The 12,482-nt window shown below is 71.4% G+C and carries 11 protein-coding genes; 8 read left to right on the forward strand and 3 right to left on the reverse strand.

What is annotated here, in order from left to right:
* The first annotated feature begins 385 nt into the window (after positions 1–385).
* From QE410_RS02440 to QE410_RS02460, 5 genes are all read left to right on the forward strand, one after another.
* Positions 386–2,242, forward strand: a complete 1,857-nt coding sequence (locus tag QE410_RS02440) for an alpha-amylase family protein (protein ID WP_307327390.1) — start codon at positions 386–388, stop codon at positions 2,240–2,242.
* A 282-nt stretch (positions 2,243–2,524) separates the two neighbouring features.
* Positions 2,525–2,950, forward strand: coding sequence for a hypothetical protein (locus tag QE410_RS02445; protein WP_307327393.1), 426 nt, complete (start codon positions 2,525–2,527; stop codon positions 2,948–2,950).
* A 22-nt stretch (positions 2,951–2,972) separates the two neighbouring features.
* Positions 2,973–3,434 carry a hypothetical protein gene (locus QE410_RS02450; RefSeq protein WP_307327397.1) on the forward strand — a complete coding sequence of 154 codons (462 nt, stop codon included), beginning with the start codon at positions 2,973–2,975 and terminating at the stop codon, positions 3,432–3,434.
* Complete coding sequence (locus tag QE410_RS02455; protein WP_307327400.1) at positions 3,428–4,354, forward strand: hypothetical protein; 927 nt, start codon at positions 3,428–3,430, stop codon at positions 4,352–4,354. The genes QE410_RS02450 and QE410_RS02455 overlap by 7 nt, the downstream gene beginning before the upstream one ends.
* The gene (locus QE410_RS02460; protein WP_307327403.1) at positions 4,351–5,478 is read left to right on the forward strand and encodes a S9 family peptidase; all 1,128 of its coding nucleotides are present in this window, start codon (positions 4,351–4,353) and stop codon (positions 5,476–5,478) included. The genes QE410_RS02455 and QE410_RS02460 overlap by 4 nt, the downstream gene beginning before the upstream one ends.
* Before the next feature lie 89 nt (positions 5,479–5,567).
* On the opposite strand, the gene QE410_RS02465 is transcribed toward QE410_RS02460, so the two are convergent.
* From QE410_RS02465 to QE410_RS02475, 3 genes are all read right to left on the reverse strand, one after another.
* Positions 5,568–6,815, reverse strand: coding sequence for a D-arabinono-1,4-lactone oxidase (locus tag QE410_RS02465; protein ID WP_307327406.1), 1,248 nt, complete (start codon positions 6,813–6,815; stop codon positions 5,568–5,570).
* Between the two features lie 291 nt (positions 6,816–7,106).
* Complete coding sequence (locus tag QE410_RS02470) at positions 7,107–7,445, reverse strand: ROK family protein (protein ID WP_307327408.1); 339 nt, start codon at positions 7,443–7,445, stop codon at positions 7,107–7,109.
* Positions 7,426–8,268: an ROK family transcriptional regulator gene (locus tag QE410_RS02475; protein WP_307327410.1), complete on the reverse strand. Its 843-nt coding sequence runs from the start codon at positions 8,266–8,268 to the stop codon at positions 7,426–7,428. The genes QE410_RS02470 and QE410_RS02475 overlap by 20 nt, the downstream gene beginning before the upstream one ends.
* A gap of 806 nt (positions 8,269–9,074) precedes the next feature.
* Here QE410_RS02475 and QE410_RS02480 point away from each other — a divergent pair.
* From QE410_RS02480 to xylB, 3 genes are all read left to right on the forward strand, one after another.
* Positions 9,075–9,560 carry a glutathione peroxidase gene (locus QE410_RS02480; protein WP_058233407.1) on the forward strand — a complete coding sequence of 162 codons (486 nt, stop codon included), beginning with the start codon at positions 9,075–9,077 and terminating at the stop codon, positions 9,558–9,560.
* Between the two features lie 130 nt (positions 9,561–9,690).
* Complete coding sequence (xylA, locus tag QE410_RS02485; protein WP_307327414.1) at positions 9,691–10,878, forward strand: xylose isomerase; 1,188 nt, start codon at positions 9,691–9,693, stop codon at positions 10,876–10,878.
* Positions 10,879–11,063: 185 nt separating this feature from the next.
* Positions 11,064–12,455: a xylulokinase gene (gene xylB / locus QE410_RS02490; protein WP_307327416.1), complete on the forward strand. Its 1,392-nt coding sequence runs from the start codon at positions 11,064–11,066 to the stop codon at positions 12,453–12,455.
* The last annotated feature ends 27 nt before the right edge of the window (positions 12,456–12,482 follow it).

A 12,482-nucleotide genomic window follows, 5' to 3' on the forward strand; every position in this document is an offset into this window, starting at 1 on the left:
TCACCAGCCGGGATGGGTCAACGCATGCCCTGGTCGACGAGACGCGTCGGCACGAGAGGGCGTCCGCGAGCCGGTCGCCGGCGGTGACGGATACCGCGGGCCGTGTCACCCGCGACGGCTGGTCGGGCGCCGGCGGTGGGGACCGAGTCCGACGTCGTGGTCGCCCGGCGGGCACCGCGGCGGGGTCTGCGGTCAGGCTCTGCACGCACCGGGACTCCTCCCCGGTCGCCGACGCACATCGCCGGGGTCGGGGCAAGAGCCCGGCCGCGGCCAGGTCCGCCCGGTAGGAAAGGGGGCGACACGCCACCGCTCCCGAGAAGAGGGCTCCGATGACGACCTTTCTGCACCCCCCGCACAGCGCCGACGCCCGGACGGGGGCGAGGCGATGAGGCTCACCGACACCAGCGATCTGTGGTGGAAGACGGCAGTCTTCTACAACCTCGACGTCAAGACGTATCTGGATGCCGACGGAGACGGCGTGGGCGACCTGCGCGGCCTTGCGCAGCGGCTCGACCACCTCGCCGAACTCGGGGTGACGTGCCTGTGGCTGGCGCCGTTCTACCCCTCTCCGCAGCGCGACAACGGCTACGACATCGAGGACTATTACGGCGTCGACCCGCGTTACGGCTCCCTCGGCGACATGGTCGAGGTGCTGCGCACGGCCCATGATCGCGGCATGCGCGTCATCGTCGATCTCGTGGTGAACCACACCTCCGACCAGCACCCGTGGTTCCAAGACGCGCGCACGAGCCCCGACAGTCGATACCGGCACTTCTACCAGTGGCGTGACGACAAGCCGGCCGACGCGCCCGCGAGCATGTTCCCCGACGTCGAGGACGGCGTGTGGTTCTTCGACGAGACCGCGGGGCAGTACTACAAGCATTCCTTCTACCGGCACCAGCCCGACCTCGCCACCGACCATCCCGAGGTGCGGGAGGAGATCGCGAAGGCCATCGGCTTTTGGCTCGAACTCGGCATCGACGGCTTCCGGGTGGATGCCGTGCCCTTCCTCATCGACGGCGACGACGGGCCCGAGCACGAGTTCCTGCGCGAGCTGCGCGGGTACGTCTCGCGCCGCCGCGGCCATGCGATGATGCTCGGCGAGGTCAACCTGCCCTATGACGAGCAGATGCGCTTCTTCGGCGATGCCGACGGCGACGAGCTGACGATGCAATTCGACTTCGTCGCGAACCAGCGGCTGTATCTGGCCCTCGCGCGACAGGATGCCGCCCCGTTGCGTGAGGCGTTGGCATCCCGGCCCGCGATCGCCCGGGGCAACCAGTGGGGCAACTTCGTGCGCAACCACGACGAGCTGACCCTCGATCAACTGAGTGACGCCGAGCGCGACGAGGTCTTCGCCGCCTTCGCGCCGAAGGAGGGCCAGCGCATCCACGGCCGCGGAATCACCCGGCGGCTGCCGTCGATGCTCGAGGGCGATCCGCGCCGCATCCGCATGGTCTACAGCCTCATCTTCTCGCTCCCCGGGGCGCCCGTGCTGTACTACGGAGAAGAGATCGGCATGGGCGAGAACCCCGAGATCGAGGGCAGCCGCGCTGCCGTGCGCACGCCGATGCAGTGGACGGGGGCCCCGGATGCCGGATTCTCGACGAGCGACGACCTCATCGCCGACATCGTGCCCGGTGGTTTCGGACCCGGCCACGTCAACGTGGCCCAGCAGCGACACGACCCCGATTCGATGCTGCGTTTCGTGCAGAACCTCGTGCGCCACTACCGCGCCTCGCCCGAGATCGGGTGGGGGGAACTCGGCATCCTGGATCAACCCCACTCGTGCGTGCTCGCGCACGCGGTCACGAGCGAACTCGGCATGTTCGTCGCGGCGCACAATTTCGCGCCCGACGGGCGCACGTTCCGCCTCGAGATCGAGAGGGCGGATGCCGAGGGCTGGCGTGTCGTGAACCTGCTCGGCGATGCGGCGGGCGCTGAAAACCCTCGTCGACGGCGGGTTCGAGGTGTCGTTGGACGGGTACGGGCATCGCTGGTGGCGGGTGATCCGGCCGGGGGAGCGGCGGATCGCCTGACCTCGGGCGGTGCCCACCACCGGAAACCGGTACCTGCACGCCCTGCGAAAGGGAGGAGCGAGCGAGCGCGACGCCCCCCGATGACGCCGCGCTCGCCGCGGAGATGGGCCGGGCGACTGAGCGCCCGGCCCGCGCGAACGGGGGTCCCCCACGTCGTCCCGCCCGCGGTCTCATTCCATACAAGCACAGGGTGTCGTAAATAGCACCCATCTGAGTAACGTAATTACGATCCTTCCGTCCTGGCGGTTCGTCTACGATCGCCTTATGGGTCGCGGTGCCGTCGGGCCGCCCTCGCGGTACTCCCGCCGAGTGGTGGCGAACGTGGACCGCCTGCGGAGAGACAGAGGTCTCACCGTCGGCGAGCTGCTTCAGCGTGCCGGAATGACGAAGAGCTACTACCGCTCGCGCGCGCCGGGTTCTCGCTGCCGTACAACACGAACGACATCGAAGCCCTCGCCGCCGCTCTCGGCGTCACCCCCGAGGAGGTGGCGAGTCCCGAGACGAACGCGCGCATCGAGATGCGTGTTCCCGCGGCTCCCCTCGCGGCGCGCGTGCGCCGGCTCATCGAAAGCCAGGCCGCCACCGACGACGAGCTCCTCGACCATCTCGCCGCGATCGATCCCCTGCTGGCCGACGGCGCGCGCGCCCTGCTGGCGAGCGCGACCTCCACCGTCGTCCTCGACGAAGAAGTCCTGCGACTCATCACGCACTGGGCCGACGTCCCCACGGAGTACCTCACCGACTACACCGATGAGACGGTGACCGACCGCACGGATGCCGAGCTCGACCTGCGCGACGCCATGCGCGCAGCCGGCGCCAGCAGCATCCAGTTCCGAGCGCTCGGACACATGTCGCCCGACGCTCTGCGCGCCATCGCGCACTCCTTGCGCAGCGGGCCGCCCACCACATGACCGGCCGACGGGGGCGACGGCCGTGACGGAGTCGGACGACATGATGCGGCGTGTGCGCGGGCGCGCCGATCGAGCCGTCGCGCGGGCGGGGCTTCACAACGGCATGGACTTCGCCGACATCGTGCGCGCGGTCGAGGGCGCGATCGACATCCGTCTCCGCATCGTCTCCGAGCACGACACCGACGGGTGGGGGACGTTGACCGGGTTCCTCACGGTCTTCGCCGACCGCCGCGAGGGCAGCATCCACGTCCGCGCATCCGATCCCGCGCTGTACCGGCAGTTCGCCGCGTCGCACGAGCTCGGTCACCTGCTCGACGACGCGCACTGCACCGCGGTGCTCCACGAGCGATCGTCCATCTCGCCCTACGACGACCCCACGCTCTCCACCCCGGAGTTCGAGGCGGAACTGGTCGCCGAGCACGTGGCCCACCGCATCGCCCGAGTGCTCTACGGCACCCCGCGCGTCGCCGAGTCGTCATGGTGACCGTCGTCCTCATCGACGTAGCGCTCGTCGGCCTGCTGGCCGTGGTCGTCGGTCGGGCGGGCGCCGCGTGGCGCCATCCACGCGCGCGCATCGCGTGGCTCGGCGCACTGGTCGGCGCCATCGCCCTGCTCACGCAGGGCACGGTGATCCCGCTGCCCGTGCTCGACGGGCTGCTCGGCGGCACGAACGTGCTCAAGCTCGTGCAGAACATCCTCACGATGGTGTCGCTGTGGCTCGGCATCCAGGCCGGCACCGCCCCGGTGACGGCCCGTGTGCGCACCCTCCGGTGGCGATTCCCCGTGCTCGTCGGCATCCTGTTCGCCGTCGTCTTCTTCGTCGCCATGCCCGAGCGCGGGCCGTCGTCGTTCCACGTCATCGAGAACGCCGTGCCCACCTCGACGGGCGCGTGGCTGTACGGCGTCGTACACATGGCGGGGATCGCGCTCGTCGCCGTGCTGCTCTTCCGCTCGGCGAACGCGTCACTGCCGAGTGTGAGACCCCTCTTCCAAGTCGGGGCCGTGGGGATCGCACTCGGCTGCCTCACCGAGATCGTGGACCTCACGCTGACCCGGTTCTTCCACCCGAACGACGTGGTGAGCGTGCTCTTCGACCCGCTGTTCTACCTCGGCGTCGTCGTGTTCGTCGCGGGAATCCTCCGGGCCTCGCGCGCGGCCTCGACCATCCGACGCCGGGGAGAGTCGCTGCTGCGGCGGCTCGGCGACCTCGCGCGGCAGCGCGGCGTCCAGCGTCTGGCCGTCCTCTCGCCCGATGCCGCACTCGACAGCCGCCTGCACGCGCTGCGCGTCGCCGTCGAAGACGCCGCTATCGCCACCTCGGTGCCGCTGACCGCCGCGCAGCGCGCACTGCTCGACGACGTCGACGCCCACCTCACCCGCCCGAGTCCGGGAGTCCGCTCATGATCCGATCCCTCGCCGTGGGCGCCGCCGTCGCCATCGCCGCCGTCGCGATCGCCCACACGGCGCTCGCCGGCTACGTCGCCCGGCGGCTCGTCGCCCCGCGCGCGGCCAAGGCATTCGCCCCGGTCACCATCGAGGGCGATACCGTGTCTGTTCCCGTCGTCGACGACAGTCGTGAGCCCGGCACGTACGGGCTGCGCTTCGACGACGGCTCGCACATGATGGTCGGCGACATCGTTCGGATCGACGGCGACCGCGTCATCCGGCGGGTCCTCACCCGGCCGCCGCACCGGGGCGACGGGGAAGCCGTCGCGGCGTGGACGTCGCAGAACATCGGCGCCCCCGAAGACGTGGGTCCCACTCGCCATGTGAGCGTCCCGCTTCGTCGCGGCGGCACCGCGCAGGCGTGGGAGATCGGCGACCGCGAGACGGCCGACGGGCGCTGGACGATCCACGTGCACGGTCTGCGCTCGAGTCGCAACGGTGCGCTCCGCTCGGCGCCGGCGGCCACGGGTGCCGGGTGGATGTCGCTCGTGGTCTCGTATGCGGGCGATGAAGAGTGCGAGCCTGCCGACGCCCTCCCCTCGACCCTCGGCACGCGCGAGTGGCGCGACGTCGACGACGCGATCTCGTACGCGATCGAACAGGGCGCGCGCGAGATCGTGCTGGTCGCATGGTCGATGGGCGGCACGATCGCCATGCTCGCGCTCGAGGAGTCCCCCCACCGCGGCACGGTCACGGGGCTCGTTCTGGTCGCCCCGGCGCTCGACTGGACCCGCGTGGTCGAGAACGCCGTCGCAGGCGCGCACCTGCCGCGCACGGTGGCCGCGGCCTCGATGCGCGTGCTCGGCAGTCGGGTCGGTGCCCGCGCGCTCGGGCTCGTCGAGGCGGTCGACGCGCGGGCGCTCACCTGGGTCGGAACGACGCGCCCCGGTCCGCGGGTGCCGACGCTGATCCTGCACAGCCGCGTCGACCCCGTGGTGCCGTTCTCGGGATCGGTGGCGTACGTGCAACGGCATCCGGATGCCGAGCTGGTGGCGTTCGACGCGACCGGTCACTGCAACGAGGCGAATCAGGAGCCGGAGCGCTTCCACGACGCGATCGCGGACTTCCTTCGCGAGCGCTGAGGCGGTGAGGTGCCGTCCGGCAGCGCAAGCCCGTGGCATCGAGGAGCGGGCTGAGTGGGGCGCGCGTCGGCGGCTCACGAAACCGACGTTTAGAGACCGAGCGTGCGGCGGAGGAAGTCGTTGCGGAAGACGCCCCGCGGATCGGCCGCGTGTGCGGCGTCGACGAACTCGTCGATCCGCGTGAGCGTCTCTCGGACGTCGGGTCCGGGCATCGTGAACGCTTTGCCCCAGTGCGGCCGCACCTCGAACGGGGCGAGGGCTGCCTCGATGGCGGGCAGCACGCCGAGCACTCCGGCCGTGTCGTTGCGCCAGGTGAAGTGGATGGCGAGCACGTCGCGCTGGTACGCGGGGCTCAGCCAGAGCTCGTCGGCGGCGACGGTGCGCAGCTCGGTGACCAGCAGGTGCGCGTCGAACGCGGGCGCGACCGCCCGCACCGCGGCGAGGGCCTCACGCGCCGAGGCGAACGGCACGAAGTATTCGGATTGGATCTCATCACCGTCGCTCGGCAGCGCGTCGGCGCGGAAGTGCGGCAGGCGCGTGTGCCACGGCCCCGGGGTTGCACGCGGGGTGGTGTTGTCGACGGTGCGGATGCGCCCCAGATGGATGTCGTCGCCCACGGGGCGGCCCCCGAGTTCTTCGACCCACGCCGGGGCGCCGTCGTCGCTCTTGGCCCAGATGAGATCGTGCGCCGGGTCGCCCCAGGTGGTGAAGACGCTGACGCTGCGCGAGCCGCCCAACACCCGCTCGGGGTCGCCCGCGATCTCGCTCCACGAGACGCCGGTGTACGCCTGCTGCGTGATCTCGTAGGTCGGTTCGGTCTGCAGCTCGACGGCGGTGACGACGCCGAACGCCCCGAGTCCGACGGCTGCGGCGGGAAACCACTCGTGCGCCTGATCGATGCGGTGCGTGTGGCCGTCGGCATCCATGATCTCCAGCGCCCGTACCGCGCTCGACAGGTTGCCGTTGTGCATGCCGGAGCCGTGCGTGCCGGTCGCCGTAGCGCCCGCGACCGAGATGTGCGGGAGCGAGCCGAGGTTGTGCAGCGCGCGCCCCTCGGCCTCGATGACGGGCGCGAGCTGCGCGAAAGTGACCAGACCCTCGACGCGGACGCGGTCGCCGGTCACCTCGATGTGTGTCGGCAAACGCTCCAGCGAGACGAGAGCGGCCTCGGAGTCGGCGACGTCGTTGAAGGTGTGCCGCGTCGCCTGGACGCGCAGCGTGTCGGCGGATGCCACCACCTCGGCGAGCTCGTCGAGATCGCTCGGCAGCAGCACCTCGGTGGCGCGGTAACGGTGATTGCCCGACCAGGTGGCACCGGCCTCACGTGTCTGGATCACGCCTCCATCCTGCCCCGCCCCACCGACATCGGGGTCGGGTCGACGGCCTTCGCTGTCGCGGGGGAGGCGGGCGGAAGCGTCGACGGGAGGAGATCCGGGGAGGGGAGGATGCCGCCGTCCCTTCGGGGCCTCAGCGTGCGGGATGTCCTCCCGTGCGGGCGTCGGACGCGGGGGTCCGGTCCCGTGTCGGTGTCGGACGCGGTCGTCCGGTCCCGTGCCGGCGTCGGACGCGGCCGTCCGGTCCCGTGCCGGCGCCGATCGCGGGTGTCCGTCAGATCGGCTCAGCCTCCCTCAGCGCGCCGGGAACAGCTGCGCCTCGAACACCGCCTCGGCCGCCCCCACGAGCAGTCGATCCTCGCCGAGTTCCGCGACCGCCAACCGCAGGCCCTCGGCGCACGCCGGCATCGTCTGCGCGCGGACCGCGGCGTCGAGACCGTCGAGGTCGTGCGCGGCCAGCACCGCGAGGAATCCGCCGAGGACGATCACGGCCGGGTTCAGCACGTTCGCCGCGTTCGCCAGGGCGGTGGCGAGGATGCGCCGCTGACGCTCGATCTCGGCGAGCGCGGAGGGATCAGCGGCGGATGCCAGGGCTGCGGCCAGCACGGCATCGTCACCGCCGTCGAGACCCACGGCCCTCCAGCAGCAGCGCGCGGCTCACCTCGTCTTCGAGGACGCCGTCGAGCGCCCGCCGGTCCGCCGGGTCGACGATGCCCGGGCGGTTCTGCCCGAACTCCCCGGCGTACCCGCCGGCGCCGCCGAGCAGCACGCCGCCGATGATCACGGCACCGCCGATGCCGCTCGCGCCGCCGTTCAGGTAGACGACGTCGTGTGCCCCGCGCGCGGCACCGAAGAGATATTCCGCCAGCGCGCCGTGGGCGGCGTCGTTGCCGACATGGGTGGGGAGGGCCGTGGCATCCGTCACCATGTCGGACAGAGGAGCGTCGAGCCATTCGAGGTGGGGGGCTTCGCGCACGAGTCCGTCGGAGGCGCGCACCGGTCCGGGCACGGCGACGCCCACGCCCGTGATGCGGGACGCGGCGAGCGCTCCGCTGCGCCAATCGGCGAGCGTGGCGGCGACGAGCGCGGTCGTGCGTTTGGGCGTGAGCAGGGCGCTCTGCGCGAGTCGCTCGCGCGCGACGATCGTGCCGTCGAGCGCCACCGCGCCGATGTCGAGCGCGTCGACCTCGGGATTGACCGCGACGGCGACGACGCGGGGGTCGGGCTCGACGATCGGGGAGGGGCGCCCGACGCGGCCCAGCGCCTCGGAAGCGCGCTCGGTGACCAGGCCCGCGCGCTGCAACTCGCCGACGAGGTCGGCGATGGTGGAACGGTTCAACCCCGTGGTCTCGGTCAGAGCCGCACGCGAGCGCGGACCCTCGCGGTGAACGGTGCGCAGCACGAGCGCGAGGTTGGCGCGGCGCATGCCGTCGCCCCGACTTCCCGCGGTAACCATGCGACAACTGTGCCACGCGCCGGCGCGTCGGTGCGGCGCGCGAGAGACGCCGGCCATCCGACGCGGGGGCCCGTCGGTGGGGCTCGCGAGAAACGCTTGCCGCCCGTGCACACGGTGCGGCGCGCCGTTTGTTCCGAGCGATGCCGTTTCTCGCGGGCTTCGACCCTGCGCTACGCCGTTTCTTTCGCGCGGTGCCGTTTGTCGCGGGGGCCGGCCCTGCGCCGCGCCGGCTTATCCGCGCGGTCCTGCGGGGCGCGTGAGAAACGCTCGCCGCCCGTGTACACGGTGCGGCGCGCCGTTTGTTCCGAGCGATGCCGTTTGTCGGGGGCTCCGACCCCGCGCGGTGCCGTTTCTCGCCGGCTCCGGCCCTGCGCCGCGTCGGCTTATCCGCGCGGTCCTGCGGGGCGCGTGAGAAACGCTCGCCGCCCGTGTACACGGTGCGGCGCGCCGTTTGTTCCGAGCGATGCCGTTTGTCGGGGGCTCCGACCCCGCGCGGTGCCGTTTCTCGCCGGCTCCGGCCGTGCGCCGCGCCGGCTTATCCGCGCGATCCTGCGGGGTGCGTGAGAAACGCTCGCCGCCCATGTACACGCTGCGGCGCGCCGTTTGTTCCGTGCGATGCCGTTTGTCGGGGGCTCCGGCCCTGGACCGCGCCGTTTGTTCGGCGCGATGCCGTTTCCCGCGGGCTCCAACCCCGCACCGCGCCCTTTCTCGCCGGCTCCCAGCCCGCACCGCGCCGTTTCCTCCGCGCGATACCGTTCGTCGCGGGTTCCCACCCCGGTCGAAGCCGACGGTGCGAGGATCGGAGCATGGACCTCTCCGGCATCCCCGTCACCACCCTGCAGGGCGAACAGACCACCTTCGGCGCACTCACCGACGGCAAAGCCGCGCTCGTGGTGAACGTCGCCTCGCGCTGCGGGCTCTCGGGCCAATACGAGACCCTAGAAGAACTGCACAAGCGCTACGCGGATCGCGGGTTCACCGTGATCGGATTCCCCAGCAACCAGTTTCTGCAGGAGCTGAGCGACAGCGAGAAGATCGCCGAGTACTGCTCGTCGACGTGGGGCGTCACCTTTCCGATGACCGAGAAGGTCAAGGTCAACGGGCGCAACGCCCACCCGCTCTACAAGGAGCTCACGCAGACCCCGGATGCCGAGGGCAAGACCGGCCGCATCTCGTGGAACTTCGAGAAGTTCGTCGTGGCTCCCGACGGTCGTGTCACGCGCTTCAGCCCACGTACGCAGCCCGATGCCCCGGAGGTCGTCGCCGCGATCGAGGACGCGCTGCCGCGCTGAGCCGTCGCACGGGCGGTGCGTATCTGCGCGGGGCGCTGGACAGCGTGGCATCCGCGCTATATGTTGTGAAAACCAACAAAAGCGAGGTGCGTCACCGCGCGCTCGAGCGTCTCCATGCGAAGGAGCAGGAATGCCCACCCCCACCCGCGACGACAAGTTCTCGTTCGGTCTCTGGACCGTCGGCTACAACGGCACCGACCCCTTCGGCGGCCCGACGCGTAAGCCCCTCGACGTCGTGCACGTCGTCGAGAAGCTCGCCGAGCTCGGCGCGTACGGTCTGACCTTCCACGACGACGACCTGTTCGCCTTCGGCTCCACCGACGCCGAGCGCCAGACCCAGATCGACCGCCTCAAGGGCGCGCTCGCCGACACCGGCGTCATCGTGCCGATGGTCACCACCAACCTCTTCTCGGCCCCGGTCTTCAAGGACGGCGGCTTCACCTCCAACGACCGTCAGGTGCGCCGGTTCGCGCTGCGCAAGGTGCTGCGCAACCTCGACCTCGCCGCCGAGCTGGGCGCCAAGACGTTCGTCATGTGGGGTGGCCGCGAGGGCGCCGAGTACGACTCCGCGAAAGACATCCGCCAGGCCCTCGAGCGTTACCGCGAGGCCGTCAACCTGCTCGGCGACTACGTCACCGACAAGGGGTACGACATCCGCTTCGCGATCGAGCCCAAGCCCAACGAACCGCGCGGCGACATTCTGCTGCCGACCCTCGGGCACGCGATCGCCTTCATCGACTCGCTCGAGCGCCCCGAGCTCGTGGGCCTGAACCCCGAGGTCGGCCACGAGCAGATGGCGGGCCTGAACTTCGCCGCCGGTATCGCCCAGGCGCTGTACCACGGCAAGCTCTTCCACATCGACCTCAACGGTCAGCGCGGCATCAAGTACGACCAGGACCTCGTCTTCGGTCACGGCGACCTGCACAACGCGTTCGCCCTCGTCGACCTGCTCGAGAACGGCGGCCCCGGCGGTGTCCCCGCGTACGACGGCCCCCGCCACTTCGACTACAAGCCGTCCCGTACCGAGGACGAGACGGGTGTCTGGGACTCGGTGTCGGCCAACATGAACACCTATCTGCTGCTCAAGGAGCGTGCCGCGGCCTTCCGCGCCGACCCCGAGGTGCAGGAGGCGCTCGCCGCCGCCAAGGTGTTCGAGCTGGCGCAGCCCACACTCGACGAGGGTGAGACCTACGACGACTTCCTCGCCGACCGCTCCGCATACGAGGACTTCGACGCCGACGCGTACCTCGGCGGCAAGGGCTTCGGCTTCGTGCGCCTGCAGCAGCTCGCCACCGAGCACCTGCTCGGCGCGCGCTGATCGACGGCGGTCCCGGATGCCATGGCATCCGGGCCTTTCCGGGTAGAGGTCGCGTTTCGCGCGGCCTGTCGTGCCGCGAGCGGAGCGGCCGGTGACCCGAGATCCCCGGGTGTTCGTCACCGCGGCGGCACGCGAAGAACAGGACCACTGCGCCGATAAGGGCGCGATGGGCAGAAGGGCAGGGCATGGCGCTGGTCATGGGAGTCGATTCGTCGACGCAGTCGTGCAAGGTCGTCGTCGTCGACGCCGACACCGGACGCGTGGTGCGCGAGGGGCGCGCGCCGCACCCCTCCGGCACCTCGGTCGACCCCGAGGCGTGGTGGAGGGCGTTGCAGGATGCCATCGCTCAGGCGGGCGGTCTCGACGACGTCGCGGCCGTGTCGATCGCCGGTCAGCAGCACGGCATGGTCGTGCTGGACGCGGAGGGGAACGTCATCCGCGATGCCCTGCTGTGGAACGACACGCGTTCCGCGCAGGCCGCGCGCGACCTCATCTCCGAGGTCGGCGCCGACGCCTACGCCGAGCGCACCGGTGCCGTGCCTGTCGCGTCCTTCACCGGAACGAAACTGCGGTGGCTGCGGGATGCCGAGCCCGAGAACGCTGCGCGCGTCGCCGCCGTCGCCCTGCCGCACGACTGGCTCACCTGGCGCCTGCGCGGGTTCGGCCCGGGCGATGCGGTGCTCGACGAACTCGTCACCGACCGATCCGATGCCTCGGGGACGGCGTACTGGGGCGCCGCAGGCTACGACCTCGACCTCCTCCACCGCGCGCTGGGTCACGACGCGGTGCTGCCGCGCGTGCTCGGCCCGTGGGAGAGCGCGGGAGCCTTGCCGGGCGGCGCGCTGGTGGGCCCGGGCGCGGGTGACAACGCCGGCGCGGCCCTGGGCCTCGGCGCGGGCGTCGGTGACGTCGTCGTCTCGCTCGGCACCTCGGGCACGGTGTTCGCCGTGGCCGACGCGCCCACGCGCGACACGACCGGCACGGTCGCCGGGTTCGCCGATGCGACGGGCAGGTTCTTGCCGCTGGTCGCGACCCTCAACGCCGCCCGCGTGCTCGACGCGATCGCCGGACTGCTCGCGGTCTCGCACGATGAACTCGGCGCCCTCGCGCTGGAGGCGGAGCCCGGCGCGGGCGGGGTGGTGCTCGTTCCGTGGTTCGAGGGGGAGCGCACGCCGAACCTTCCGCACGCCCAGGCGTCGCTGACGGGGCTGACCCTGGCATCCACGACTCGCCCGAACCTCGCCCGCGCGGCGATCGAGGGGATGCTGAGCGGCCTGGCCGTCGGGCTCGAGGCCATCCAGACCCAGGGTGTCGAGGTGCGGCGCATCCTGCTGATCGGCGGCGCGGCCGCGAACGAGGGGGTCGCCCGCATCGCCGCGCAGGTCTTCGACGCCGAGATCGTGGTGCCGGCCGCGGGCGAGTACGTCGCCCTCGGTGCGGCGCGGCAGGCGGCGGGCGTCCTGGCCGGCGGACCGGTCGAGTGGGCCGTCGCCACGACCCGCGCGGTCGATCCCGATCACCGCGCCGCCATCCGCGCGCGCTACGACATCGTCGCGGGGCTGCGTGCGGCAGAGTAGACCTGGGGCCGTCGGCATCTTGTAAGG

Origin of the sequence: Microbacterium sp. SORGH_AS_1204 (genome assembly GCF_030818935.1) — a bacterium.
Taxonomy (GTDB): domain Bacteria; phylum Actinomycetota; class Actinomycetes; order Actinomycetales; family Microbacteriaceae; genus Microbacterium.